Annotated in this window: 25 protein-coding genes; 10 read left to right on the top strand and 15 right to left on the bottom strand. The window is 64.7% G+C overall.

All coding sequences use genetic code 11. The features are described from left to right. Positions 1–5: 5 nt before the first annotated feature. Genes G404_RS0115105 through recO form a run of 3 tightly spaced genes read right to left on the bottom strand, consistent with a single transcriptional unit; the run spans position 6 to position 2,879 of the window. Entirely contained in the window at positions 6–1,136 is a 1,131-nt protein-coding gene (locus tag G404_RS0115105) for a glycosyltransferase (RefSeq protein ID WP_028641828.1), read from the bottom strand. Between the two features lie 10 nt (positions 1,137–1,146). Continuing rightward, positions 1,147–2,202, bottom strand: a complete 1,056-nt coding sequence (leuB, locus tag G404_RS0115100; RefSeq protein WP_028641827.1) for a 3-isopropylmalate dehydrogenase — start codon at positions 2,200–2,202, stop codon at positions 1,147–1,149. A gap of 56 nt (positions 2,203–2,258) precedes the next feature. Continuing rightward, complete coding sequence (gene recO / locus G404_RS0115095) at positions 2,259–2,879, bottom strand: DNA repair protein RecO (RefSeq protein WP_028641826.1); 621 nt, start codon at positions 2,877–2,879, stop codon at positions 2,259–2,261. A gap of 121 nt (positions 2,880–3,000) precedes the next feature. On the opposite strand from recO, the gene apaG reads away from it, so the two are divergent. From apaG to G404_RS0115080, 3 genes are all read left to right on the top strand, one after another. Beyond that, a complete protein-coding gene (gene apaG, locus G404_RS0115090; RefSeq protein WP_028641825.1) occupies positions 3,001–3,399 on the top strand; it encodes a Co2+/Mg2+ efflux protein ApaG in 399 nt (132 codons plus the stop codon). A 63-nt stretch (positions 3,400–3,462) separates the two neighbouring features. Further along, a complete protein-coding gene (locus G404_RS0115085) occupies positions 3,463–4,284 on the top strand; it encodes a LysR family transcriptional regulator (RefSeq protein WP_028641824.1) in 822 nt (273 codons plus the stop codon). 148 nt (positions 4,285–4,432) lie between these two features. Next, complete coding sequence (locus tag G404_RS0115080) at positions 4,433–6,328, top strand: putative bifunctional diguanylate cyclase/phosphodiesterase (protein ID WP_245584550.1); 1,896 nt, start codon at positions 4,433–4,435, stop codon at positions 6,326–6,328. A gap of 2 nt (positions 6,329–6,330) precedes the next feature. On the opposite strand, the gene G404_RS19275 is transcribed toward G404_RS0115080, so the two are convergent. Continuing rightward, positions 6,331–7,614 carry a multidrug effflux MFS transporter gene (locus G404_RS19275; RefSeq protein ID WP_051280787.1) on the bottom strand — a complete coding sequence of 428 codons (1,284 nt, stop codon included), beginning with the start codon at positions 7,612–7,614 and terminating at the stop codon, positions 6,331–6,333. An 88-nt stretch (positions 7,615–7,702) separates the two neighbouring features. Here G404_RS19275 and dinB point away from each other — a divergent pair, with 88 nt between their 5' ends. Next, positions 7,703–8,818, top strand: coding sequence for a DNA polymerase IV (dinB, locus tag G404_RS0115070; protein WP_028641822.1), 1,116 nt, complete (start codon positions 7,703–7,705; stop codon positions 8,816–8,818). On the opposite strand, the gene G404_RS19270 is transcribed toward dinB, so the two are convergent. Both G404_RS19270 and G404_RS0115060 read right to left on the bottom strand, forming a co-directional pair. After that, the gene (locus tag G404_RS19270; RefSeq protein ID WP_245584549.1) at positions 8,807–9,280 is read right to left on the bottom strand and encodes an NUDIX hydrolase; all 474 of its coding nucleotides are present in this window, start codon (positions 9,278–9,280) and stop codon (positions 8,807–8,809) included. The genes dinB and G404_RS19270 overlap by 12 nt on opposite strands. Positions 9,281–9,306: 26 nt before the next feature. Further along, a complete protein-coding gene (locus G404_RS0115060; protein WP_028641821.1) occupies positions 9,307–9,765 on the bottom strand; it encodes a Dps family protein in 459 nt (152 codons plus the stop codon). A 232-nt stretch (positions 9,766–9,997) separates the two neighbouring features. Between G404_RS0115060 and G404_RS0115055 the strand changes: the two genes are divergently transcribed. Continuing rightward, positions 9,998–11,713: an ATP-binding protein gene (locus G404_RS0115055; protein WP_028641820.1), complete on the top strand. Its 1,716-nt coding sequence runs from the start codon at positions 9,998–10,000 to the stop codon at positions 11,711–11,713. 33 nt (positions 11,714–11,746) lie between these two features. Here G404_RS0115055 and G404_RS19265 read toward each other — a convergent pair whose 3' ends face one another. Genes G404_RS19265 through G404_RS0115040 form a run of 3 tightly spaced genes read right to left on the bottom strand, consistent with a single transcriptional unit; the run spans position 11,747 to position 14,210 of the window. After that, positions 11,747–13,171, bottom strand: a complete 1,425-nt coding sequence (locus tag G404_RS19265; RefSeq protein WP_051280785.1) for an MATE family efflux transporter — start codon at positions 13,169–13,171, stop codon at positions 11,747–11,749. Beyond that, the gene (locus G404_RS0115045; RefSeq protein ID WP_028641819.1) at positions 13,168–13,698 is read right to left on the bottom strand and encodes a YceD family protein; all 531 of its coding nucleotides are present in this window, start codon (positions 13,696–13,698) and stop codon (positions 13,168–13,170) included. The genes G404_RS19265 and G404_RS0115045 overlap by 4 nt, the downstream gene beginning before the upstream one ends. Continuing rightward, entirely contained in the window at positions 13,695–14,210 is a 516-nt protein-coding gene (locus tag G404_RS0115040; RefSeq protein ID WP_028641818.1) for a ubiquinol-cytochrome C chaperone family protein, read from the bottom strand. Before G404_RS0115040 ends, G404_RS0115045 begins: the two co-directional genes overlap by 4 nt. Positions 14,211–14,416: 206 nt before the next feature. Between G404_RS0115040 and G404_RS0115035 the strand changes: the two genes are divergently transcribed. The 5 genes from G404_RS0115035 (at position 14,417) to G404_RS0115015 (ending at position 18,595) form a co-directional block, all read left to right on the top strand. Next, positions 14,417–14,974 carry an outer membrane protein assembly factor BamE gene (locus tag G404_RS0115035; protein WP_051280783.1) on the top strand — a complete coding sequence of 186 codons (558 nt, stop codon included), beginning with the start codon at positions 14,417–14,419 and terminating at the stop codon, positions 14,972–14,974. Between the two features lie 138 nt (positions 14,975–15,112). Beyond that, positions 15,113–15,697 (top strand): ATP-dependent protease subunit HslV, encoded by a 585-nt coding sequence (gene hslV, locus G404_RS0115030; RefSeq protein ID WP_028641816.1) that lies wholly within the window; start codon positions 15,113–15,115, stop codon positions 15,695–15,697. A 6-nt stretch (positions 15,698–15,703) separates the two neighbouring features. After that, positions 15,704–17,005 (top strand): ATP-dependent protease ATPase subunit HslU, encoded by a 1,302-nt coding sequence (gene hslU / locus G404_RS0115025; RefSeq protein WP_028641815.1) that lies wholly within the window; start codon positions 15,704–15,706, stop codon positions 17,003–17,005. A 111-nt stretch (positions 17,006–17,116) separates the two neighbouring features. Beyond that, entirely contained in the window at positions 17,117–18,370 is a 1,254-nt protein-coding gene (locus tag G404_RS0115020) for an MFS transporter (protein ID WP_156906318.1), read from the top strand. Positions 18,371–18,382: 12 nt separating this feature from the next. After that, the gene (locus tag G404_RS0115015) at positions 18,383–18,595 is read left to right on the top strand and encodes a DUF1737 domain-containing protein (RefSeq protein WP_028641813.1); all 213 of its coding nucleotides are present in this window, start codon (positions 18,383–18,385) and stop codon (positions 18,593–18,595) included. Here the strand turns inward: G404_RS0115015 and G404_RS0115010 are convergent. The 6 genes from G404_RS0115010 to G404_RS19260 all read right to left on the bottom strand — a co-directional run bounded on the left by G404_RS0115010 (position 18,576) and on the right by G404_RS19260 (position 26,191). Continuing rightward, positions 18,576–19,355, bottom strand: coding sequence for a hypothetical protein (locus G404_RS0115010; protein WP_028641812.1), 780 nt, complete (start codon positions 19,353–19,355; stop codon positions 18,576–18,578). The two genes, G404_RS0115015 and G404_RS0115010, sit on opposite strands and share 20 nt — an antisense overlap. Before the next feature lie 125 nt (positions 19,356–19,480). Continuing rightward, the gene (locus G404_RS0115005) at positions 19,481–21,316 is read right to left on the bottom strand and encodes an ABCB family ABC transporter ATP-binding protein/permease (RefSeq protein ID WP_028641811.1); all 1,836 of its coding nucleotides are present in this window, start codon (positions 21,314–21,316) and stop codon (positions 19,481–19,483) included. 47 nt (positions 21,317–21,363) lie between these two features. Further along, positions 21,364–22,395, bottom strand: a complete 1,032-nt coding sequence (locus G404_RS0115000; protein WP_028641810.1) for an aspartyl protease family protein — start codon at positions 22,393–22,395, stop codon at positions 21,364–21,366. A 61-nt stretch (positions 22,396–22,456) separates the two neighbouring features. After that, the gene (locus G404_RS0114995; RefSeq protein ID WP_028641809.1) at positions 22,457–23,620 is read right to left on the bottom strand and encodes a hypothetical protein; all 1,164 of its coding nucleotides are present in this window, start codon (positions 23,618–23,620) and stop codon (positions 22,457–22,459) included. Further along, entirely contained in the window at positions 23,617–25,143 is a 1,527-nt protein-coding gene (locus G404_RS0114990; protein ID WP_028641808.1) for an oligosaccharide flippase family protein, read from the bottom strand. Before G404_RS0114990 ends, G404_RS0114995 begins: the two co-directional genes overlap by 4 nt. 4 nt (positions 25,144–25,147) lie before the next feature. Beyond that, on the bottom strand, positions 25,148–26,191 hold the full coding sequence (locus G404_RS19260) for a glycosyltransferase (protein WP_051280780.1): 1,044 nt from the start codon (positions 26,189–26,191) through the stop codon (positions 25,148–25,150). Between the last annotated feature and the right edge of the window lie 616 nt (positions 26,192–26,807).

Genomic DNA, 26,807 nt, shown 5'->3' with positions numbered 1-26,807 from the left:
CGTGTTCAGCCGTATTTGCCCCACACGAACTTGCTCGACAGTGCAAAGTTCCACACCGATGCCAGCACGATCCCGCCCAGCACCGCCAGGGCATCCGCCACGTGCAGCCGTTTCAGCGCTTCGGTGCTGGCAACCTGCGACAGAATGCCGATCGAACAGGTCAGAAAGAACTTGGCCCATCCCTTGACCAGCGGAACCAGTCCACGCAGCCGCTTTTCGGCATAAGTCAGTTCGTTGTTGAGCACGAAGTTGAACGTCATCGCGGCCAGCGCGGCGCAGATATTGCCGACGATGAAATTGCGATCGCTGCCCTGCCAGTGGCCATAGACAAACCGTTCGCCGAAACCCACGCTCAGCACCAGCCACAGCACTGCAAAGTTCACCACCACGCCCAGCGCACCAACCGTGGCGAACAGGGCAAAGCGGGTGGGGATCACGCGGCCAAGCCACTTGTCGTAAAGACCGATCAGGAATTCGAACACGACTGTTCTGTCCAGTTTGGATTCGCCGTCCATGCGGGCGGCAAAGTTGAGGGGAAATTCCTTGACCCGCAGCGGTGCATCGACCGTGGCCAGGATATCGAGCAGGATCTTGAAGCCCACGCCCGACAGGCGGTGCGCGTCGGCGCGCAGAGTTTCGCCGCGCAGCATGAAGAAACCGCTCATCGGATCGGACAGATCGACACCGGTCACTTTGCGCGCGATGGCATTGGCGATGCCTGATGCCTTGACCCGGTCGGGGCGGCCCCAGGCTTCGGTGCTGGCGCCTTCGGCAAAGCGCGAGGCATAGGCGACATCATAATCGCCGCTGGTCACCGCTTCGTACATGCCGGCCAGCAACACCGGATCGTGTTGTCCGTCGGCGTCCATCACCGCAACGATCGGTGCAGCGCTGGCGCACATGCCCTCGATCGCGGCAGAGGCCAGGCCACGGCGGCCGATTCGTTCGATTACGCGGATGCGCGGATCTGCGCGCGCAATGCGGCGGGCCTCTTCGGCGGTGCCGTCGGGGCTGTTGTCGTCAACGAAGATCGCTTCCCAGACAAAGCCCTGCAGGGCCGTGTCGATACGTTCGACCATCCGCGCAATGTTGTTGCGCTCGTTATAGGTGGGCAGGATGACAGCAAGTTGTAGCATGGGCGCGCGCCTACAGCCTTGCGAGCACGGCGTCACCTATTTCCGCAGTCCCGGCGTTGCCGCCAAGGTCCCGCGACAGGACGCCATCACCCAAAGCATGCGCCACGGCGCGTTCAATACGTTCGGCCGCATCGGCCAGACCCAGCGAATGGCGCAGCAGCATCGCCGCCGAAAGGATCGTGGCCATCGGATTGGCCACGCCTTTGCCGGCAATATCGGGCGCCGAGCCATGGATCGGCTCGTACAGGCCAAACGTGCCCCAGGCGGTCTGCCGCTCGCCCAGCGAGGCCGAGGCGAGCAGGCCGATCGATCCGACGCACATGCTGGCCTGGTCGGACAGGATATCGCCAAACAGGTTGCCGGTCAGCACCACGTCGAAATGGCCGGGGTTTTTGACCAGCTGCATCGCGGCATTGTCGACATACATGTGTTCCAGCGCAACGTCGGGGTATTCGCGCGCCACCGCGATTACCGTATCGCGCCACAGCTGCGATGTTTCCAGCACATTGGCCTTGTCGACAGAGCACACGCGGCGGCCACGGCCCTGTGCGGCGCGAAACGCGATATGGGCAATGCGTTGCACCTCTGACGTGGCATAGGACATCACGTCATACCCTTCGCGTTCGCCCATCGCGTTGGTGCGAAAGCCCTTTTCGCCGAAATAGACATCGCCGTTCAATTCGCGCACGATCACCAGGTCGATCGCGCCGGCGATTTCGGGGCGCAGCGCCGAGTGGCTTTCCAGCCCGGCAAACACCCGCGCCGGCCGCAGATTGGCAAACAGCGTCAGCGCCTTGCGCAGGCCCAGGATCGCCTGTTCCGGGCGCAGATGCCGATCAAGCGCATCGCAATCGGGATCGCCTACCGCGCCAAACAGGATGGCATCGCTGTCGCGTGCAATCGCCAGCGTTTCGGCGGGCAGCGGATGGCCATGCGCCTTGTAGGCCGCACCGCCCACCGGGGCCCAGGTCATTTCGATGCCAAGGCCCAGCGCCTCGATCACCCGCACCGCTTCGCGGGTAATGTCCGGGCCGATGCCGTCGCCCGGCAAGACTGCAATTTTCATCCGCTGTGCTCGTCCTGTTGCGGCATGCGCCGCCAAAGACCGCCCCTTTGCCGCGCTCAATCTGCTTGGTCAATGCGGTGCAGGCGATCGATCAGCAGGCCGCGCGCCGCCATGATCTGCCCATGGATGCGGCCGCGTTCGCCGAACAGGCGCGCGTCAAGCGCCTTGCCCTGTCGATCGAGCCGGGCCAGCAGATCACCCCATGCCTCGTCGGGCGGCGGTGCGGGCGCGGTGCCGTAGCCGACTTCGCGCAACAGCAGCGCCTCATAACCTGCCACCGCGCGCGCCCAGCCGCGCGCCGAAGGGGCATGGCAGATCGCATCGAGCGCAGCGCCCAATGCGGCGTGGATCGCGGGATAGGGATGACCTTCGGGCAACGTGGCCGCGGCCAGGGTGGTTACCCAGCCGATCCCGGCAGCGGGCAGCGGCTCGGCCAGCCAGGGTGCACGGCTGGTCATCAGCTCGACCCGCGCGGTGGGCAGCTGCGTGCCGCCGCGTGCGCGCAATTCGATGGCGACCGTGTTGCCCGCGATCAGCACCGGGCGCAATTCGCGGCCGCGCGCACCCGATACATAGGCGGCGATCAGACCGTGTTCGACGGTCAGCAGGCGCACCACCGCCCCGTGTTCGCCATGGGCGCGCGTGGCACAAAGCAGGGCATCGGCGCGGATCAGCATGGCCGGCGCCATATCCTGCGGCCGCGGGATTGGATACCAGGCTTTGCAAAGGCCCGGCGGATTCGACGAACCGAGCCAAAACACCGTTGGCCGCAGCCGCGATGTGGGCTAGTTTTGGGAGATGAAGCAACTTTTTCAGCATGCCGCGATGACCGGCGGCGTAACCGTGCGCGTCGCGGTCAATTTTCTGCCCGAACAGTCGCGCGTCGAATCCGGCAAGTGGTTCTGGGTCTATCACATCCGGATCGAAAACGATTCGTCCGACGAAATCCAGCTGCTGACGCGGCACTGGCGCATCACCGACGGCCGCGGCGTGGTCAACTATGTCGATGGCGAAGGCGTGGTCGGTGAACAGCCGACGCTGCAGCCGGGCCAGTCGCACGACTATGTGTCGGGCTGCCCGCTGGGCACAGCGCACGGCAGCATGCAGGGGCATTACGTGATGCAGCGGGACGATGGGTCGCGGTTCGAAGTGGCGATCCCGTTTTTTCCGCTGGCCGCCTCAGCACCAGCCGGGTGAACGCCGCTGCCGCCGACGCCGGCTGATTGACAAGACCATGCCCGACGCGCGATTGCCACCGCGATGAAGCGGACTCACCTGCCCCTCAACGGTTTGCGCGTGCTGGATGCGGCGGCGCGGCATCTGTCGTTTACCCGTGCGGCAGACGAACTGGCGGTGACACCTGCGGCGGTGGGGCAACAGATTCGCGCGCTCGAAGATTTGCTGGGCGTAATCCTGTTCCGGCGGACATCGAAGGGTCTGGAACTGACCGACGAGGCCGCGGCCGGGCTCGATGCCATCCGCGAAGGGTTTCTGCGCTTTGAAGAAGGCGTTCAGGCGATGCGCGCCGGCCAGTCCAGCCACGTCTATACGATTGCCTGCCCGCGGGATTTCTTTGCCGCCTGGTTGTCGTCGCGGTTGGCGGCGTTTCGCGAGACCAGCCCGCAATTGCGGTTTTCATTGATCGGCGGCAATGGCGATGTCGATTTCGCAGAGGCCAATCTGGACCTTGCCGTGCGCTGGAGCGACGGACCGGGCGATCTGGAAGGGATCGCGCTGGGACCGCGCGGTACGGTTGTCGTTGCCGGGCATGACGTGCCCGACAATGCCCCGTGGATCGCCTGGCCCGGCGATCCGGCAGGTGATGAACCCGGGCATGGCGTGCGCGAGGTGCATATATCGGTCGGCGATGCGGGCACCGCGATCAGCGCGGCCGCCGCGGGGCTGGGCCGGGCGCGGGTGCCGCGATTGCTGGGCGATGCGGGGCTTGCCACCGGGCGTGTGCGGTTGCTGGGGCCGCCAGAGGATGGTTTGCGGGGCTATTGGCTGGTCGCGCCACTGCCGCAATGGCGGCAGAAAAAGGTGCGCGCGCTGATCGCGGCGCTGCAGGCTGATCAGCCCTGATCGCAAAAAAGTGCGTTGTTGTCAGGACCCGGTGTTGACCCCTAATTAACACCCGGACCCTAATGTCGGGCCGATGGTCCGTGCTCAAGACACAGTTGCGCATGCCTTGGGGCAAGCCGGCCGCCGGGTCAGGCGGCTGCGCCGTGCGTTGCGGCAACGGACCTCGCCCGCGTTCATCGATGCCTATGTCGACAGCATCGCGCAGCGGGTACCGATCCTGTACCTGGTCGTCGTGTTCGACGTGATCCTGCTGGATTTCAGTTATTGCCGCGTGGCACCCTTGCCGATCGAACTGTTCGGGGTGGTACTGGCTGCGGTGGCAGGGATCCGCGGCCAAAACTGGCAATTGAGCCGGATCGGCGCGCAAAGCCTGGCCGAAAAGCGCCGCGCGCTTGACCAGATGAGCACGATCGGCGGCGTGTTCGGGCTGGCGTTCATGGCCTGGACGATGGCGATGGCGCTGTATGGCTCGGTCGAACAGCGCATGCTGGTCGAATATCTGCTGGCGGTTACCGCATTTGCGGCGATGATCGCGCTGGCGCAGGCGCCGCGCACCGCGCTGAATGTTGCGCTGGCCTTTTCGATACCGGCCACCGCCATCTTTCTGGCATCGCGCGATGTCGATGCGCTGTTGCTGACGCTGGTGCAGCTGGTGTTTACCGGCACGATGATGATCGCGATCATCACCAACCATCGCGAATTCGTGCAGCGCGAACTGACCGGTCAACGGCTGGGGCGCCAGCTGGCGCGCACCGCCCGCGAATCGCGCGCCAATTTTGATCGGGCAACGATCGACGATCTGACCGGCGGTTTCAATCGTCGGGCGATTTTGCAACGCCTGCGCGACGAAGTGGCCCCGGGCGGCCCGGCGCGGGTGTGGCTGGCGCTGCTTGATCTCGACGGGTTCAAGCACGTCAACGATACGTATGGCCATGCCGCGGGCGATGCGGTGCTGCGTGCCGTAGCCGATCGCATCGGCGGGCAGGACGCGGTTCTTGCGCATGGTCGGCTTGGGGGTGATGAATTTGCCATAGTGCTGGATGCGGCACTCGACCGCACGCAGGCGCGCGCGGTGTGTCGCCGCCTGTCGGGTAGGGTGCGCGAACCGATCGTGTTCAACGGCACCAGGTTGCGCGTGTTGTGCTCGATCGGGCTGTACCGGCCCGACCAGGCCGATACCGGCGCCTGCCTTGAACGCGCAGACGCGGCACTTTACAAGGCCAAGCAACAGGGCGATGGCGCGGTCGTGCTGTTCGGTCCCGAAGACGAGGCGGCCTTGCGCCAGCGCGCGCTGATCACCCGGCTGTTTCATGACAGCGTTCTCGAGGATCGGCTGCGGCTGGTCTATCAACCGATGATCGATCAGCGCAACGGACAGGTGATCGGGGCAGAAGCCTTTGCCCGGTGGTCGCCCGATGGCCGGGTGTGGCAGCCACCGGCGCTGTTCATGCACATGGCCCACGCCACCGGACGGATGAGCGAAGTCACCCGCGTGGTGTTGCGCCGGGCGATCGAGGAATGCCGGCCGGCCGACCATGCCATCGCGCTGTCGGTCAATATCAGTTCGCGTGATGTGGTGCGCGACGGCATCGCCGAGGTCCTGGCAGATATCACGCACAGTGCGGGGGGCAATCCCGCCGACCTGATCCTGGATGTGACCGAACGCGCGCTGCTGGATGATCCGCGCCGCGCGACCCGCCAGCTTGAAGCCCTGCGCGCGCAGGGATTTCGGATCGCGCTCGACGATTTCGGGGCGGGGTGGTCCAGCCTGTCACAATTGCGCGATCTGCCGCTCGACCTGATCAAGCTGAATGGCGCGCTGGCCGAAGCACTGCCGACCGACCCCGGTGCGCGCGCCGTGGCCGGGATGATCGTCGCGTTGTCATGGCAACTGGGGCTGGAATGCACGATCAAGGGGATCGAGACCGAAGCCCAGGCCGAAGCGGCGCGCGCGCTTGGCATCACCCGTATGCAGGGGTTCTATTTCGGCGCGCCCGACACTGCGACTGCGCTTCTGGCAGGGGTCCAGCGCGCAGTGGCGTGATGCTAATGCAGATCGAGGTGGCCCGGGCCATGCATCGCTTCGGGCTGTTTCGCCCCGAACAGGCGCCCGCGTTCGCTGACCAGCACCAGGCCGAGCGCGCCCAGCCCGCACAGCAGGAACGCCAGCGCCAGCGGCAGCGCGGTGCCGTTGTACGCCTGCCCGATGACGATCCCCAGGCTGGCCGCGATCAGCATCCGCAGGAACGCCTGGACCGAACTGGCCGAACCCGCGATGCCGGCAAAAGGCTGCATCGCGATCGAATTGAAATTGGCCCCGATGAACCCCAGCATGCAGATGTTCAGCGCGATCACCGGCATGAACTGCCACAGCGTTTCGCCGGACGAGCGCGCCTGAAACAGCTGTACCAGGCTGAACACGAGAAACACCATCAGTGCCCCGTGCGACACCCGCCGCGCGCCGAATTTGGTCACGATACGCGAATTGGCAAAGCTGGAAAACGACATCACGATCGCCGTCGCGCCGAACAGCAGCGGAAACATGGCACCCGCGCCGAAATGTTCGGCAACCAGCTGTTCGGATGAATTGATATAGCCCAGCATCGCACCAAAGATCAGCGATCCGCCCAGCGTATAGCCGAACGTGCGCGGATGCGTGGCCGCAAGCGTCATGTTGCCGATGATCCGGCCCGCGTGCATGGCCTGGCGATGGGCAGGCGCCATCGTTTCGGGCAGACGCAGCGCAACCCAGGTGCCGATCGCCGTGGCCAGCACCGCCAGCATGGCAAAGATCATGCGCCAGCCGGCAAACAGCAGCACCGCCTGGCCCGCGGTGGGTGCGACCATCGGCGCGACCATGAATACCATCGACACCGTCGATTGCATGCGCGCCATGGCATCGCCCGAATGGCGATCGCGGATGATCGCTGCGGGCAGCACGGTCAGCCCTGCGCTGCACAGCGCCACGGCCACGCGCAACACGATCAGCGTGTTGAACCCCGGCGCCAGCGCGCAGCCCAGCGACAGCACGACATAGCCGGCAAAGCACACCAGCAGCACACGGCGCCGGCCATAGCGATCGGACAATGGCCCGGGCAGCAAAGACCCGACGCCGGCTGCCACCAGAAACACCCCCACCACCAGCTGGCGATGGTTGGGGTTCGACACACCCAGATCGCGCGCAATCATGCCAAGCGCGGGCAGCATGGCATCGACTGCCAGCGCCTGCAGCGCCATCGTTGCGGCCATCATCGCCACGAATTCGCGCGCGCCGATCGCCAGCCTTGGCGGTTCGGGTGCCTGTCGGGCGCGGGTGGGTGTGGTGGCCATGGCGCGCCTATAGGCGGGGTGGTTGATGCTTCCCACCCCTTATCTGCCCGCTCTTATCGGGCAGGCCCGTTTGGGCTAAGCACGGCCGATGGAGCACGCGCACGAGCCTGCCACGTCGGGATTTCGCAAGATTATCCATATCGACATGGATGCCTTTTTTGCGAGCGTCGAACAGCGCGACGATCCTGCCTTGCGCGGGCGGCCGGTGGCCGTGGGCGGTTCGTCGGCGCGCGGCGTGGTCGCCGCGGCCAGTTACGAGGCGCGCCGGTTCGGCGTGCGGTCGGCCATGCCCTCTACGCGTGCGGCGCGGCTTTGCCCCGAACTGGTGTTCGTACCGCCCCGGTTCGAGGTTTATCGCGCGGTCAGCCGGCAGATCCACGCAATCTTTCGCGACTATACCCCGCTGATCGAGCCGTTGTCGCTGGACGAAGCCTATCTCGATGTCACCGCCGATCAGCGCGGGCTGGGATCGGCCACGCGCATCGCCGAACTGATCCGGCAGCGCATCCGTGCCGAAACCGGGCTGACCGCCAGCGCCGGGGTGTCGTACAACAAGTTTCTGGCCAAGCTGGCCTCGGATCAGAACAAGCCCGACGGCCTGTGCGTGATCCGCCCGGGTGATGGCGCGGACTTTGTCGGCGGGTTGCCGGTGGCGCGGTTTCACGGGGTCGGTCCGCGCGGTGCCGAACGCATGGCGGCACTGGGTGTCGAGACGGGCGCGCAGCTGCGGTCGGTGTCGCTGGAAATCTTGCGCGCGCATTTCGGGGCGCAGGCCGATTATCTCTACCGTGCGGCGCGCGCGATCGATCTGCGCACGGTCGAACCCGATCGGCCGCGCAAATCGGTCGGCGGCGAACGCACCTTTGCCAGCGACATTGGTTCGGGCCCGGCCCTGCGCGAGGCACTGGCCAATATCGTCGAAATTGTCTGGGCACGTGTCGAAAAGGCCGGCGTGCGCGGACGGACCGTAACGCTGAAACTGCGCAGTGCCGATTTCCAGACATTGACCCGCGCGCGGTCGGTGCCGGGCGCAGTGGCCGGCGCGGACGAATTTGCCGCGATCGGCCGCGATCTGCTCGACGCGCTGTTGCCGTTGCGCCAGCCGGTGCCGCTGATGGGGATGACATTGTCGGCGCTTGAGGGTGCACAGGGCCCCGAACCGGCCGAGGCCCCGGCGCAAGGGCAGGGGACTTTACCGTTCTAAGCCTGCCCGCAGCGCAAGATATTCGCGCACGCTGGCGTGGGTCTGCGCGGGCAAGGCCGCAGGATCGTGCAGCGCTGCGGCAATGATTTCGCGGCCATCGGCGATCGGCGTGCCGGTGATGCGCCCGCTGACAACCTCGATCCGGTTGGTCCAGCCTTGCGGCATGGCGCGCACGATCCGGCCCAGATGCACCGGATCGTGCAACGTGCAGCCCACCTCTTCGGCCAGTTCGCGCCGCGCTGCGGTCAGGATGTCTTCATGCGGATGGCGGCCTCCACCGGGCACCAGCCACTGGTCGGGCAGATGGTACGAATGGCGCACCAGCACCAGCCGTCCATCGTCGGCAAAACCCAGCACCATGATCCCTTCGACTTGGCGGGCCAGCAGGCCCCACAGGCGCAGCCGGACCGGCTGCACCATGCGCAGCACAAAGCGATGGATAGGCGCAGGGATGCGCAGCACGCTGCGGTCAGTGCCGGCGCGTGGGTTCAGCCACCCAGGATCTGGGTCAGGAACCACACGCGCTGTTCGGCCTGGTCGGTCCAGTCATCGGCGGCGCCGTCGGTGGCATTGTCGCCGGCCTGGCCCGCTGCGGCCTTGGCCGCGCGGATCCGGGCGATCAGCATGGCGTTGTCATCGCGCAGCACGCGCACCATGGTCATGGCATCCAGCCCGGCGCGGTCATCGTCGGCGATCGTGGTCTTGGCCCCGATCGCGCCGATCGAGGTCAGCGTGGCCCCGCCGTTCTTGCGCACGCGTTCGGCGATCACGTCGGTCAGCGCAAACAGTTCGGTGGCATGGGTGTCGAACAGCAGATGCAGATCGTGGAATTGCGGACCGGCAACGTGCCAATGGAAATTCTTGGTTTTCAGATACAGCGCGAACAGATCGGCAAGCAGTCCGTTCAGACTGTCGATCAGGGCTTTCTTGGCATTGTCGCCGGACATGACGTGGTCCCTTTCAAACAGGATGTGGGGCACCGTGTAGCACTGCTGTCACGCCGGGGCTTAGCAAATTCATTGGGTCACCATGATTGAAAAAATGCATCTTTCGGCCGGGTGTGCAGCCCCGCCAGGCCGGCGACCTTGCACCGGACAGGCGCCGCATTAGCCCGGAATTAACCGCTTTGGGCCTACCACGGCGGGTGTCCGGTGCCGCCATCGGCGGGGAAAGGTTCCAATGTCGGAAATGAGCAGGCATGCCGAGTTTGATTCTGCACAGTCGCCTGCGGCCGGATGCGTGGATGGCCCGGCGGCGGGGTCCGGCGGCGCGGCCCCGGGTTCGGACAACGTGCGTCGCCCGATCGGCGTGGTGCGTGATGTGGCAGGTGGCACCACCCATATCGTGCTTGATCCCCAACGTCTGCAGGAATGCCTGGGTGATGCGGACCCCGCGATCGCGATGTCGGGGCAGGTTGCCAGCCAGATCAAGATCCGTGTCGGGTCGTCGTGGTTGCTGGGGGTGGTGCGCACGATGCGCCAGGCCACGCAGGATGAAGATCACGGCGGCATCGTGGTCGAAGTCGATTTCATGGGCGAAGGCGATACCGAACGTCTGACCGGCAATATCTATGGCTTTCGCCGCGGCGTTACCCGCTATCCGATGCCCGGCGCACTGGCGCATGTGGCCACCAGCGCCGATCTGCGCCAGATCTATGCCAGCGACGGACGTGCCAATATCAGCATCGGCACCGTGCATCCCACCCGCGACATTCGCGCGGGGCTGTATATCGACAGCTTTCTGGGCAAGCACTTCGCGCTGCTGGGATCCACCGGCACGGGCAAATCGACCTCGGCCTCGTTGATCCTGCACCGGATCTGCGAACTGGCGCCCGAGGGGCACATCGTGATGATCGACCCGCACGGCGAATACATATCGGCGTTCCGCACGCGCGGCCACCTGCTTGACGTGTCGAACCTGCAGATGCCGTACTGGCTGATGAATTTCGAGGAACATTGCGAAGTGTTCCTGACCTCGAGCGGGTCGGACCGGGTGGTCGATGCCGATATTCTGGCGCGGTGCCTGCAACAGGCCCGCGCCAAGAACCGGCTGGCCGCCGCGATCGGCAAGATCACGGTTGATTCGCCGATCCCTTATCTGCTGTCGGATCTGCTCAACATCCTGGTCAACGAAATGGGCAAGCTGGACAAGGGCACGGGATCGATCCCCTATCAGCGGATCAAGACCAAGATCGAGGAGGTCCGCGCCGATCCGCGCTATCAGTTCATGTTTTCAGGCATGCTGGTGGGCGATTGCATGACCGATTTTATCGGCCAGGTGTTCCGCCTGCCCGCGAATGGCAAACCGATCTCGATCATCGATGTGTCGGGCGTGCCGTCGGAAATCACCTCGACGGTGGTTGCCGTGCTGTCGCGGCTGGTGTTCGATTTTGCGGTGTGGGCGCGCGACGAGGAAACCCGGCCGATTCTGCTGGTGTGCGAAGAGGCGCACCGCTACGTGCCCAACGAACGCAATTCCGACGGATCGTCGGTGGCGCGCGTGCTGTCGCGCATCGCCAAGGAAGGCCGCAAATACGGCGTCAGCCTGGGGCTGATCACCCAGCGCCCCTCCGACCTTGCCGAAGGCGTGCTGTCGCAGTGCGGCACGATCATCGCGATGCGGCTTAACAACGAACGCGACCAGGCGCACGTGCGTGCCGCCATGCCCGAAGGCGCGCGCGGGTTCATGGATGCAATCCCGGCGCTGCGAAACCGCGAATGCGTGATCTGCGGCGAAGGCGTGTCGATCCCGATGCGCGTGTCGTTCGACGATCTCGATGCCGCGTTGCGCCCGGCTTCGGCCGATCCGTCATTCTCGGCGCAATGGGCCAAGTCGGGCGGCGAAGACACGATGATCGATCGGACCACGCAAAGGTGGCGCGCACAAAGCCGTTAGAGCGGGGCGGCGGGCATGCACCCGGCGAACGCTTCAGGCCACCGCCGGTTCGCGTGTCGGCGGCACACGCGTCGCCTCTGCCCGCTTGCGCCAGGGGATCAGGCGGTACGAGGCATAGGCCAGCACCAGCGCGATCGCCGATCCCACCGGAAAGCTGAGCCAGATCGCATCCATCCCCAGCACCGGGTGGACCAGGTGATAGAACCCCAATCGCCCCGGATACATCGCGATCCCCAGCACCAGCAGCGGCGGCAGCACCGTGCCGGCCGCGCGCATCGTGCCGAACAGTACGATGGTGATCCCGAACAGCGCATAGCTCCAACTGGCCAGAAACTGGATATGCCGGGCAAGTCCGACCGCCGGGCTGTTTGCGCCCAGAAACAGTTCTAGCACCGGCCGGTCGAACGTCAGCAGCAGCGCTGTCATCACGCCGGTCATGGCCAGATTCAGCAGGACGCCGGCGCGGGTGATCGCATCCAGCCGGTCGAACAGCCGCGCGCCGATGGTCTGGGCCGCCATCGCGCTGACCGCCGCCGAAATCGCCAGTGCCGGCATCTGCAGATACGTCCACACCTGCAAGCTGGCGCCATAGGCCGCGCTGGCGGTGGCGCCTTCGCGGTTGACCAGTCCCACCATGATGATCCCGGCCATCGACACCAGCAGCATCTGCGCGCCCATCGGCAGACCCTTGGTGACGATAAAGCGCAATTCAGCCGGGTGCGGGATCAGGTAATGCCATTCGCTCCGGCGCAGGCGCACAGGCAGATCGTTGGCATAGAGCACCACCAGATAGGCCAGCATGGCCACGGTCGAAGCAATCGTCGTGGCCAGCGCCGATCCGGCAATGCCGAACGCCGGGATCGGTCCCCAGCCGCCGATCAGCAGCGGATTGAGCGCCACATCAAGCACGACCGAAATGATCATCATGCGCAACGGCGTCCGGGCATCGCCAGCGCCGCGCATCGACATCGACAGGATCACGCTGATCATCTGTGCAGGCATGGCGATGAAGATCACCCGCAAATAGGCCAGCGCAAAGGCAAAGACCACCGGCGGGGTCGACATCGCATGCAACAGCGCGGGCGCGCCGATCCACCCGGCCACCGCCACCACCAGCGACAGGCCAACGCAAAATCCCATTGCCGTGCCAAATGTGCGGCGCGCTGCATCGACATTGCCGGCGCCGAACGCCTGACCGATCTTGACCGTGGCGGCCATGCCGAATCCGAACGTGGCGGCGAACACCAGGAACATCACCACATTGGCGTTGGCGGTCGCGGCCAGTGCGCTGCCGCCCAGCATCCGCCCGACCCAGATCGCATTGACCGTGCCGTTCAGCGATTGCAGCACATTGGCCATCAGCGTGGGCGCGCAAAAGCGCAGCAGCGTGCCCATGATCGGCCCGCGTGTCAGATCGCCTTGTCGGCTGCCGGGGGCACGGCTGCGGGGTTCGCTCATTGCGGGGCAAGACCCTTGAGGGCGGCCAGGGCGTCAAAGGCGCCACCGCCGCCCGAACCGGCCAGCCCGTGTTCGGCGCGCGCGCGATCGGCATCGGGCCCTTGCGCAAAAGGATCGATCGACAGCGCCAGCGTTTGCGCCAGTGCTTCGCCCAGATCGAAATTCAGCCCGTCGTATTCGATCTCGTCGCAATCGAGCGCGGTAATCTCGATCTCTTCGTCGGGTGCAGCGGGATCGCGCGGCGGCACAAACCGCAGATCGACCGGTTCATCGATCGTCACGTCGAAATCTTCACCCGAAATCGCGCAAGGCTGCACCACGGCGGCGCGGATGCGCCCGGTCACCACGATCTTCGCGTCGGTCGCCTGCAGCCGCACCGTGGCGACCAGCCGGTCGATCGCGGTCAGGCCGAACCTGCCCGCCAGACGGCGGCGTTCAGCCTCGTCGGCACTCACCTCCACCATGGCCGCGGGCAGATGGCGGACATCGATGATCCGCACCCATTCAGGATCGATGCGCGCGCTCATCGGCCGATTTCCGCGGTCAGCAGGCGCATCGCCGGCGTTGCGGCAAGCCCTGCGGCAAAGGCGCGCGCACGTTGTGCCACCAGCAGCGGATCACCGCCTTCGCGCATGGTTACATTGCGCGCCACGGCCGCCGTGGTGGAGGCTTCGCCCTCGTCGAGCGCGGTGCGATAGGCGCCCAACCGGCCACCCAGCGTGCTCATCAATGTGCCGATGTGTTTGCCCACGATCAGATCGCCCACGCCACCCTGCCGCAATTGCCCGTCCATATCGTCGACGAACAGTTCGGTCAGCCGGACCGAGGCATCGGCCATCGTGTCTTCGCGCTCCATCCGGATCAGCACCAGCGACAGGATCAGCGTGATCGCGTCGAACCGACCCGCCACGGTGTCGGCAACACCGCAATCGCGATACCATTCCTTCTCGCGCGCAATTTCTACCACCCGGTGCCACAGCGGGCGAATCGCCTCGCGGGGGTCGGGGCTTGGCCGCAGCCATTTCGCAAGTCGCGACATCACCAGGTGTTTCCGTCCTTGTCATCGGGCCGCGCCGTGGCGGGGCCATTGTGGATTGCCGGGGTGCGCCCCCGGTGCATCAAACCGCTTGCCCGGCATTGCGGGAATGCGCTTTGATGCCTAAGGCGTGTGATATAGGCACCGCGGGCGCGAAGGCAAACGACCCGCAGTGCAGTTATCTGTTCAGGCAGGTGTGAAAGGTGGCAATGCGGATCGAGCGGACCAAGCAGTCGGGTTTTCCGGCACGGGCAGCGGGCCTGAAGGCGGCAAGCCTCAGGGTGTCACTGGGCTGCGCGCTGTTGCTGTGCGCCAGTGGATGCAGCACGATTCGCGATCACCGCGGTTACCTGGTCGACCCGGCGCTGACCCAGTCGGTGTTGCCGGGTGTGGACAACCGCCTGTCGGTCGAACGCTCGTTGGGTCAGCCCACGATGAAAAGCCAGTTTGGCCAGCAGGCGTGGTATTACATCTCGCTCGACACCGAACAGCGCCCGTTTACCCGCCCGCGCATCCATGCCGGATCGATCCTGCACGTGGGCTTTGATGCCGGCGGCACGGTGTCGGACGTAACCCACGATGGCGTCGAACACGCGCTGCGGATCGAACCCGACAAGCACAAGACCCCGACGCTGGGCCGCGACCGCAGCTTTTTTGAAGACCTGTTCGGCAATATCGGCACGGTCGGCGCACTGCCCGGCGGACAACCCGGCCAGGGTGGCCAGGGTGGCGGACGTCCCGGCGGGACCGGCCCGAACGGCAGTTGATACCTGCCGCGCAGCGGCACGACGCAGCCCCCGGCCCGATGCAGCAGGTGATCGGGCGGGGGGCCGCACCGGCCAGGCCCAGGACCCCAAAAAACCCGCGCTATTGATTGGCGCGGAGTGCCCCCCATATCGGCTGGCATGAATGACCATGCGGCCAGCCATGGCCTGATCCAGTGGCACGGAACCACCATTATCGGCGTGCGCAGAAACGGGCGCACCGTCATCGCCGGCGACGGCCAGGTGTCGATGGGCAACACCGTGATGAAGCCCAATGCACGCAAGGTGCGGCGATTGGGCGAAGGCGGCAAAGTGATTGCCGGTTTTGCCGGCGCCACTGCCGATGCCTTTACCCTGTTCGAACGGCTTGAGCGCAAGCTGGAAGCGCATCGCGGGCAATTGCTGCGCGCGGCGGTCGAACTGGCCAAGGACTGGCGCACCGACAAATATCTGCGCAATCTTGAAGCACTGATGATCGTGGCCGATGTCGATACGCTGCTGGTGCTGACCGGCAACGGCGACGTGCTCGAACCCGAAGCGATCCACGACGCAGGCGGCGACAGCGTGATCGCGGCAATCGGATCGGGCGGCAATTATGCGCTGGCCGCGGCGCGCGCGATTGCCGGTTATGAATGCGATGCCGAAACGATTGCCCGCCGCGCGATGCAGGTGGCGGCCGACATCTGTGTCTACACCAACGACCGCGTGACGCTGGAAGAAGTCTGATCGATCATGAATGACGCCCTTACCCCCAAAGCCATCGTCCGCGCGCTTGATGAACACATAGTCGGCCAGCAGGATGCCAAACGCGCGGTCGCGGTGGCGCTGCGCAATCGCTGGCGCCGCCAGCGGCTGAATCCTGCGCTGCGCGACGAGGTCAGCCCCAAGAACATCCTGATGATCGGGCCCACCGGCTGCGGCAAGACCGAGATCAGCCGCCGTCTGGCACGGCTGGCCGATGCGCCGTTTGTCAAAGTCGAAGCGACCAAGTTTACCGAAGTCGGCTATGTCGGCCGCGATGTCGAACAGATCGCGCGCGATCTGGCCGAAGAGGCGGTCCGCCTGGAAAAGGCCCGCCGGCGCGATGCCGTGCGCGAAGCGGCAAGCAAGGCGGCGATGGACCGCCTGCTCAAGGCGCTGGTGGGCGATGGTGCCAGCGAGGCGACGCGCGAAAGCTTTCGCCAGCGCATCGTCGAAGGCGCGATGGCCGATGTCGAAGTGGAAATCGAGGTCGAGGACAATCCGTCGATGCCGATGGACATTCCCGGCATGGGCGGCGGGATCGGCATGATCAATTTGTCGGACATGATGGGCAAGGCGATGGGGCGCCAGGCGACCAGGCGGCGCAAGCTGCGGGTGCCCGACGCCTGGGAAAAACTGATCGACGAAGAAGCTGAAAAGCGCATGGATCAGGACGATGTGGCGCGCGTTGCCCTGATCAATGCCGAAACCTGTGGCATCGTGTTTATCGACGAAATCGACAAGATCGCGGTCAGCGATGTGCGCGGCGGATCGGTCAGCCGCGAAGGCGTACAGCGCGATCTGCTGCCGTTGATCGAGGGCACGACGGTTGCCACCAAATATGGCCCGATGAAGACCGACCATGTGCTGTTCATTGCCTCGGGCGCGTTCCACATTGCCAAGCCCAGCGACATGCTGCCCGAATTGCAGGGGCGCCTGCCGATCCGGGTGGAATTGCAGGCGCTGTCCGAGGATGATTTCGTACGCATCCTGTCCGAAACACGCGCCAATCTGGTCGAACAGTATTGCGGATTGCTGGCAACCGAAAACGTCACACTGGAATTCACGCCGGGCGCGATCCGCGCGATTGCGCGCACCTCGGCCCAGGTGAACGCCAGCATCGAAAACATCGGCGCGCGCCGTTTGCAGACGGTGATGGAAAAGCTGCTGGAAGAGATCAGCTTTGATGCCGAAGACCGCGGCGACACGACTGTGACCATCGATGAGGCCTATGTTGCCGACCGCCTGGCCAAGCTGGCGGCAAACACCGACCTGTCGAAATACATCCTGTAACCCGCCCGGTGCCTTTGTCCGGGTGCGTCCCACAAAGCCCGTTGATCGATCCCGACACCTGCGGCACACTTGGCATCGGGCGTGATTGGCCCCGAAGGGTGCACGCGCACGATGATCGATGAAGCACGGGTTCGGCCCCGGTTTGTCTGGGCCATGGGTCTGTCGAATGCAGCCTATGGCTTTTGCTATGCCGGGGTGCTGGTGACGATGCCGCAGGTCATGGCGGCGCACGCGGTCAGCCAGCCGGTGATTGCCAGCCTGACCGCGCTGTCGGGGCTGGCGTCGTTGGCAACCTTTGCGGTTGCACCGATCCTTGACACTTTGGTCAGCCGCAGGGTCTGGGCGCATGCGCTTGGCCTGCTGGTCGCGGTTTTGACCGCGATCATGTTGGGTGTTGCGCCGACCGGGCCGCTGATTGCGCCGCTGATGATGGCCGATGCGCTGGCGCTGGTCATGCTGACGACCGCGCTTGGCGGATGGCTGGGTGCGGCCCTGCCCAAGGAACAGGACGATGCCATCGGGGCCTGGTTCACGATCGGCAACGGGGTCGGGTTCGGCATAGGGGCGTTCTGCCAATACCCGTTGATCACGCACCTGCCTTCGCCCGTCGGACAGATCGTGGTGGGGGTGATCGGGCTGGTGCCGCTGGTCGTGCTGCGGTTGATCCCGTCGGCAGACCACGGGCGCAAGGCGGTGCGCGAAAGCTTTGGCGATCTGGGCCGCGACATCGGCGTGCTGATCCGCCGCCCGCTGGTGTGGCGGATCGCGGTGCTGCTGGCGATGCCCTGCGCGGCGTTCACGCTGACCAACGCGTTTGGCGGGTTGGGACCCGATTTCCACGTTTCGGCGCAGATGGTCGATTTTGCCAACGGGATAGGCCCCACGGTGATCGGCATGGCCGCAGCGCTGTTCGGGCGGTGGTGCCTGCGCCATGTCCACGGACCGATGCTGTACATCGGCGTGGGCACCGCGGGCGCTGTGTTCACCACACTGGTGATCGGCCTGCCGCATACCTGGCTGGTCTATCTGATTGCGGTGTGCGGTGAAAATATTGCCCAGTCGATCGCACAAGTCGCTCAAAATGCGATTATTTTTGCATCGATCCGACGCGGCAGTCCGATTGCGGCAACGCAATTCGGCCTGCTGACCACCGCGGCACTGCTGCCTTATACCTATATGCTGGCGCTCGATGGCTGGGGTTACCAGCTGGCGGGTAATGTAACCGGGCAGTTTTTCATGGATGCCGGGGTCAGCATGGCTGCCTGCGTCATCCTGGCGGTGCCGGTGCTGCGCTGGATGCGCAGCGGCAAACTGACCGCGGCCGATGATGGCGATGATCAGGTTGGCGGGATCGCGGTGGCCTGATACGATCGCGCCATGCACCAGACCCCCGATGATCGCCCGATCTATCGCCTTTTGACCGGCAAGGATGACCGCGCCTTTTGCGAGCGTGTGTCCGAAGCACTGGCGCAGGGCTGGCGGTTGTACGGATCGCCGACAATGGCCTGGGACGGCGGGATGGATTGCATCAAGGTGGCGCAGGCCGTTGTCTGGCACGCGGCTGACGTGATCAAACAGTCCGGGGCTTGATCATCGCGCCCGGTTGCCGCGCGGTTCGCGCGCGGCACACGGTATAGCTTCGGGGCCAGCGCTGCGTCACAAAATCGACAAATGCATCGGCGTGGCGCGTGGGGCCATGCTGCGCACCGGGCAGCGCGGTGCCCAGTTCAATCCTGATGGTCCCGTTGCGGGTCAGCGTGGACAGCATCGGCCGGATGGGTATGCCGCGCGATTGTGCCCAGGCAAACAGGTTGGGCGAAATGACCGTTCGTTCTTTGCCGCTGTGGGCATAATCGACAAAGGCAATCACGATCCGGCCGGCCGCAAGCGCTTCGCCGATCCGGCCAAACAGGCCCGGCGCGTCGGGCGCGATGCGTTCGACAAGATCCGCCGCGCCCCAGCTCCATCTGCGCAAGTCGCCATCGCCAAAGCCGACGAACAGCGGGCGTTTCCCGTCGACGCAGATAGCGCCGTGGGCGGCAAGTGCCAGCTTGGTGTGGACTGTCGCGATCAGGGCCCCGCGCGGGCGATCGCACACTGCATCGCGCAGCGGGCCGCCGACGATCTGCGTGGTCAGCGGAAAGGTGTGATCGAACATGCAGAACTGGCAGATCAGGTCATTCATCACGATCGCCTCGATCGCGATTCTGCCGGGGTGGCGCGGCCCCCGGACCCTGGCGTCGATACGCGCAATCCAGCGCGCCGCGGCATAGGCACGGCGTTGCGCATGCTGCCGGGGCCCCGCCAACCACACCAGTCGCGCCAGCACCGGCACACTGATCTGACGCATGCGACAGCGTTGCATCGGATTGACATCCCAAAAGCGATCGCCCGCTCGACGATATCACGCGATGCCTTGGAAATTACAAAAAAACAATGTTGTAGTGCGGGCCGGTAGGTGTTTGCGGCCGGGCGCTATTGCGCCGCCTCGGCCAGTTCGTCTTCGGAATTCTCCGCGGCCTGGCGCGCCCACATTTCGGCATAAAGCCCGTCGTGCCGCAACAGATCGGCATGGCTGCCCTGTTCGGCAAGGCGGCCCTGGTCGAGCACCAGGATCGTGTCGGAATCGACAATCGTCGACAGCCGGTGCGCGATCGAAATGGTCGTACGGTTTGATGCAACGAGCCGCATCGTGCCCAGGATGTCCTGTTCGGTACGGGTGTCGAGTGCGCTGGTTGCTTCGTCAAACAGCAGGATCGGCGGATTTTTGACCAGCGTGCGCGCAATGGCCACGCGCTGCTTTTCCCCGCCCGACAGTTTCAGCCCGCGCTCGCCCACTTCGGTGTTCAACCCCTGGGGCAGGCGGCTCAGCAGATCGCTGATCGAGGCACCTTGCGCCGCAGCTTCGACCTCGGCGGCGCTTGCCCCTTCGCGGCCATAGGCGATGTTGTAGCCGATGGTGTCGTTGAACAGCACCGAATCCTGCGGCACGATGCCCAGCGCGGCGCGCAGGCTGGCCTGCGTCACCAGCCGGATATCCTGCCCGTCGATCAGAATGCGGCCCTGTTGCGGATCATAGAACCGGAACAGCAGCCGGCCGATGGTGGATTTGCCCGCGCCCGAGGGGCCTACGATCGCCACGCGGCTGCCCGCAGGCACCTGGAACGACAACCCGTGCAGGATCGTGCGATCGGGGTCATAGCCGAACACGACATTGTCGAACGTGACGCTGGCGCGTCCGACCACCAGCGCGGGCGCGCCCGGCACATCGGCCACTTCGACTTGCGTATCGATCAGGCGGAACATGTCGGCCATGTCGGTCAGCCCCTGGCGGATGGTGCGATAGACCATGCCCAGCATGTCGAGCGGCTGAAACAGTTGCAGCAGATACATCTGCACGAACACCAATTCGCCCGCGGTATACGTGCCATGCCACCAGCCCGCCACGGTGTAGGCAAAGGCGCCGGCCATCAGCAGATTGGTCACAAAAGACTGCGCGATGTTTAGCAGGCCAAGGCTGTTTTCGCTCGATACGGCGGCATCGGCATAGGCGCGCGTGGCCTGCGCATAGCGTTCTTCCTCGCGCGCCTCGGCGCCGAAGTATTTGACCGTTTCGTAATTCAGCAGCGAATCCACCGCGCGCGACAGCGCCTGTCCGTCAAGCCGGTTCATCCGTTCGCGCAGATGCGTGCGCCAGTCGGTAATCGTGCGCGTGGCCCAGATATAGGCAACCACCGCCGCGGCAGTGGCCGCAACCAGGTCCTTGCCGAACCGGAACCAGAAAATCGCCGCCACCTGGGCAAGGCTCAGCAGTGTCGGCGCGATGTTGAACAGCATGAAATACAGCATCGTGTCGATGCTTTTGGTCCCGCGTTCGATAACCTTGGTCACTTCGCCGGTGCGCCGGGCAAGGTGGAACCGCATCGACAGCCGGTGCAGCCGTGAAAACACATGTTCGGCCAGCTTGCGCGTGGCCTCCTGCCCGACGCGTTCGAACACGATATTGCGCAAATTGTCGAAGCCGACCCCGACAAAGCGCCCGCCGGCATAGGCCACGACCGTCAGCATCGGCAGGACCAGCAGGCGCGGGCCCGACACCTTCATGGCATCGATCGCCCATTCGAACAGGAACGGCAGAACCAGTTTGATCTCGGTCGAAACCAGCAACAACGCGCAGGCCAGCACCACGCGCCAGCGTAACCCGGGATTGTCGCGCGGCCACAAGTAGGGGAAAAATCGCTGCAAGGTGCGCCAGCCATCGTGTCGGCGATTGCGATCGGCAGAAGCGGTGTGGGGGTTTTCGGGGGGCATGGCCCTGACATAGGGATTTTATGGTGAAGTGCCAGTGGGCCCGATGGTCAGCCGCGCGGTGAACCGGGCAGGTCGAACAGGATGCGCCGTGCGGCGAAATCGATCGCCACCCGGTGAAACAGCCGCAACTGTGCCATGCCCAGCAACAGCGCGGGGCGGCGCCTCAGCCCCAGCTTTTCAAACGGGGGCGCATCGCTGAACGCGATCAGCGTGTTGTTCAGCGTCATCCCGCCCAGCGCCAGCGTGCGCGCCAGGCCCAGCTCGGCGGTGGCCTTTTGTCCGGTTACCGACACCAACTGCACGGTGTCCTGGCGGTGATCGCGCACCAGCGCGCGCGCCAGCGCGGCATTGCCAATGGTGGTGTCGGACCCGGTGTCGATGACAATGTCGGTGCGCACCCCGTCAACCAGCGCATCGGTCATGATCAGCTGACCGCTCTTGCGTCGCGCCCGCACCACAATGTCATACCCGCGATTGCCACCCAGCGCGGCCGGTGTACCCAGCAGCATCGTGTTGTGATCGAAATCGAGCAGGATGCGCTGCCCCTGCAATCCATCCAGTCCGATGATGCCGTCGGCTCCGATGGTTTGCGCATCAAGCACCGGGGATGCCAGCCCGAACAGACTGCGCCTGCCCAGCATGATGGATTCGATCGACACCAGATCGACATCCTGCGCGCCTGCCATTCCGATCAGCCGGCCGCGACCATTGGGCACCAGGCCCAGCGCATTGACCACGCTGCGTGCAACCACGGTGCGTTCCGCTCCGGTATCGACCAGAAACGCAAACGCGCTGTGTGTTCCGGCAACCGTGCCGATCTCGACCATGACGGTCATGCGGTCGGCCGCATCGTGGCGCAGGGTCACAATGTCGTCGGACCCGTCTGTGCGCGTGGCCGGATCGTGCGCGATGGCCTCGGTTGCGTCGAAATGGCGCGGGGCATTGGGCGGCAGCGCCGATGGCACTACTCTTGCTGCATCAGGCTTTTCGGCAGGCTTTGCGGCCTGCGCCGGGGCAGCGGCAATCAGCAGCGCAGTGCTGGCCAGCGCCACCCGCACGGACGAAGCGCACAACGGCATCTCGTTCTCTCCCTGGCGCCGGTATACGCCTGTCGCGGCGTGCCCGCCACAGCCCAGTGGGTCAGGCCAGTCCGGCGCGGACGAAGGCATCGCGCAACGCGGTGTCTTCGACATGATCGGCGGCATCGAAGTGACACGCGATCTGACGGTCTTCCTTCCAGCTGTCGGAAATGGCCATCATGTGGCGATAGGTGAACCGGCCGTCGATCCGGCGATTGTGGCGCGATCCGAACAGATTGTGCACCGACCAGCTGGTACGCAGCGGATGGTGGCGTGCGGGCACGATACACCATTTGGGCGGACAGGCGCGCGTTTCGCGCCGGTCGCGATGGATGAAATCGGCGTGGCGGCTGGTTTGGGCGTTCGCCGGGGCGGGCGACGCGGCGCTGATCCATTGCCCGGCAAACTTGATAAAGCCGCTTGCGCTGCGTTCGGTCGCCTCAAAGATCGGCACGCCACAGGTGCCCAGCACCAATTCGTCGATATCGACGTTGAGCACGCTGCGCGCCTGCCGCAACCAGCGCAGGCGCGCATGTTGCAACGATCCCGTCTGGCAATAATCCGAATCCCACGGTGCCTCGCGCCCGTTGACTGCGCCTGCCAGCCCGCCTTGCGGACCGTATCTGAACGGCCACGACACCACATGGATCACCATGTCGGGAAATGCCCTGCGCAGATCGGCCTGCAAATCTGCGGCGCCATAGCGGGCTGACCCGTTGTCGTAGATCAGCACGCCATCGGCCCCATGTTCGGCACGATAGAACTGTATCCAGTCATGGATCCAGCGCGGGGCATTGTCTTTTGACAAGGTGTGGATGACCCGGCGTCCGGCAAACCGGTGCGACAGGTCCGGCCCGATCGGCAGGTCATAGGTGCCGATCGGGCCCGCCAGAATCAGGTGACTGGCGTCGCTGCGCAGCCACACTTCGCCACGTTTGTCACGATCGACATGGCACGGGCGGCCCAGCCAGCGGCGCATGGCCTGCGCCAGCGGCCGCGATGCCAGCAGCGGGCCGATCAGATTGCGATAGGGCGGACCCTGCAAAACTACATGCGGGCCCACGCGATAGCAATCGTAGAACAGCGTGTCCCAGTCGAATTGATCCGCGTAAGCGGCATTGCGCAATTCGCACGGCCGCGGACTTTCGCGCCGCAGGCCTGCGCCCGGATCGATCATGGCACTCGACAACGCCCATTGGCTGTCGGTCATGGGCGTCGCGGTCATGCCGGGCGGAACCGTGCCGGCAGGTACCGATCCACCAGTGGAACAGCCGCTGCCATGCCCAGCATTTCATCCAGCACCGGATGGCGCAAGGCGATCAGCGCAATCATCCAGCACACCACGCCCGCACCTGTGGCCAGACCTAGCTGGGCCAGGGTAACCAGGTGCGGCGGGGTCCACAGCAGATAGGTCAGCGCCAGTGGTGCCAGCGCCGCCATGCTGGCCAGGCCGCTGCGCAGATAGATCAGCATCACAGCGCCGACATCAAAGCCCACGATACGGCGCATGAACCGGAAATAGAGCGCAAACCAGACCACGCCATAGACCAGCCGCGAACCGGCCGCGCCTTGCACACCCCAATGCGTGCCCACCGCCAGCAGCAGCACCGACATCGCGGTGTCGATCAGATTGCGCACCAGCAACTGGTTCAGTTTGCCCGCCAGGATCGGCAGATCGCTGACCAGCGGCAGCGCGATCAGCATCACCTCGGTCATCGCGATCATCGCCAGCAAAGGTGCGGTGCGCAGCCAGGCCTGGCCGAAAAGCAGCCGGATGATCGGTTCAGATGCCAGGGCCAGCCCCGCCATGCCCGGCCAGACCACCCCGGTATAGCCCGCGCAGACCCGCAGGTACGCCGGACCCAGCGGCTCTCCGCGATCGCGGATGCGCGCAAAGGCGGGGAAAAACACGCTGCCGATTGCCCCCGAAATCAGCATGCGGAACTGGTCCGAAAGGCTGACCGCACGGCTGTAGAGCCCGACGGCCGTCACCCCCAGCGCCTTGCCCACAATCAGATCGGGGGTGCGCGTGCCAAGTGCCCCGGTCAGATAGAGCACGCTGGTGCGCGCGCCAAAGCCCAGGACCTGGCCGATACCGTCGAACCGCATCCGGCGGGGCCAGCTTGGCCGCATGGCTTGTGCCACGATCCCGCGCGTCGCGGCGGCCACGACAGTGGCCCACGCCAGCGCAAACGAGGAATAGCCGGCCGCTGCCAACACCACCGCAACGCCACCCTGGGCCAGTGCTGCGGCGACATTGACCGCAAAAAGCCCGCGAAACTGCATGGTCCGCGCCATCAGCGCCATGGGCACCACCGACATCGGCACGAACAGATAGCTGCCAGCCAGGATCAGCAGGATCTGCACCAGGCGCGGCTCGTGATAGGTTTGCGCCATGGGCCAGGCAGTGGCCGCAACGACGACTGCGATCAGACCCGAAAACAGCACCGCGACCGAGCCGCAGCGCGCAATTTCGTGATGATCGAGCGTGACGAGGCCCGAAATATAGCGGGACAGTCCAAAATCCTGCAGCACCGCAACGATCAGCGCAGTCGCCATCCCGATGGAAAACAGGCCGACTTCGCCGGGGGTCAGAAACAGCCGTGATATGATTACCGAGGCGACGAACTGGATGGCAAATGACAGGTATTGACCCGCCATCGCCCATACCGCCGCCCCGCGTACGCTCATTGCGGCGGGCTCGCGCCCCGATGGCTCGATCGCCACTGTCGATGGGGTATCGGTCATCGCGTCAATATGCCGAGGCGCACACGGGCGTGGCATCGGCGGCAGGTCCGGATCGCAGGGCCAGCACCAGGGCCAGCCGCAGCGCGCGCAACGGATAACCGAACAGCACCAGTCGCCCGACCGTGCGCCACAATCCGGCGCAGTGCCCGCCATCGCGGATAAAGCGGCACACTATGTCAAATCCGTTGTCGCCAAGTCCCGCGCGTGAATACAACAGCCCCGGTGCGACACGGGCGCGGACCGCGCGCGTTGCGCCTGCCCACCCGAATGCCGCGTCCAGCGCGTCGATCGCCGGCAACGCGTTCAGCCCGGCGGTCGGATCGGGGCGACCGGCCTTGCGTGCGGCATAGGCAAGCCTTGATATGGCGGCGTTGACCTGCTGTTCGGTCGCGTGTCTGCTCGACACCTGCTGGCTGTAATGGCGATATTGCAGCAGCCGTTCGGGCAAATTGGCGATTCGGGTGATCGTCGCCAATCGCAGCCACAGGTCCAGATCCTCGCAATGCCGAAACGCGGGATGATACCCGCCAACCGACAGCACCAGATCGCGGCGGTACATCACCGCAGAATGACACAGCAACGGCGCACCGCATTGCACCGCCCTGACAAAGCCTTCATGATCGATCGGGTGGTCTGCGGCATCAAGCGGATAGGCGGCGTCGTATTCATCGATATCGTCAGTCCAGGTGCCCAGGACGCCGACTTCGGGATGGTTTGTCAAAAACGCGATCTGGCGTTCGAACCGTTGCGGCATACAAACGTCGTCTGCATCCATGCGCGCCACCAGCGGTGCGCGGGCCTGCGCCAGCAATTCGTTCAGGCTGGCCACAAGACCACGGTTTTCGCGCACGATGACCCGAACCCGCGCATCGCGTGCGGCGTAATGGCACGCGATCGCCCGGCTTGCGTCGGTCGAACCATCGTCGAGGATCAGGAATTCAAAATCGCCAAGGCTCTGCGCCAGGACGCTTTCGATCGCTGCCGCCAGAAATCGCTCACCATTATAGACACTCATGGCCACGCTGATGCTGGGTGCAGAAGGGGGCATGGTTCATCCATATGGGGGGATTGGCGTCGGGCCGATGTACCTTTTTGCGGTAAACAAAGCGTGTGGATTGACCCGGGCATAGCAAGCAGGACCGCCACGACAGAGTCGTTGCGAAATGTCCCCGCCCCAGCCAGCCAATGGCTGCATCGGAGGGCAATAAGCGTTATTGTTCCATGGCTTATCAAAGCATTTCAAAAAAAATACAGAATCTCGTTGACCACTCGGCACACCCCCCATATATGCCGGTCCACCAAGACGGTGTCGCTGTTTTTCCGGCACTTAACCGTCCTGGTCGCCAAAAATGGACGGACAGTCATCCCCTCGAGAGTATCGAGGGAGGGTGATTGGCCGCCTACATTTGTCGGTGGTTCTTTGACATTGTTGATTAGATGAAGGGACATGTGGGCGACGGCGCCTGCTACCGGGGGTCTTTGGGCTCTGGATGGCAGTATAAATCAAGCCGAAGTCTGTATGTCCTTCGTATCCATTACGTTTGAAATGCAGGTATCGGCTCCTGAAGTTCTGCGCTGTGTTGGATTTGGCCTTTTGGGGTTGGGTTTGGCATGGTGTTGTGACATCAACTTGAGAGTTTGATCCTGGCTCAGAACGAACGCTG

It is taken from the genome of Novosphingobium acidiphilum DSM 19966, from assembly GCF_000429005.1.
GTDB classification, from domain to species: domain Bacteria; phylum Pseudomonadota; class Alphaproteobacteria; order Sphingomonadales; family Sphingomonadaceae; genus Novosphingobium; species Novosphingobium acidiphilum.
This window is presented reverse-complemented; position numbering and strand designations above follow the sequence as displayed.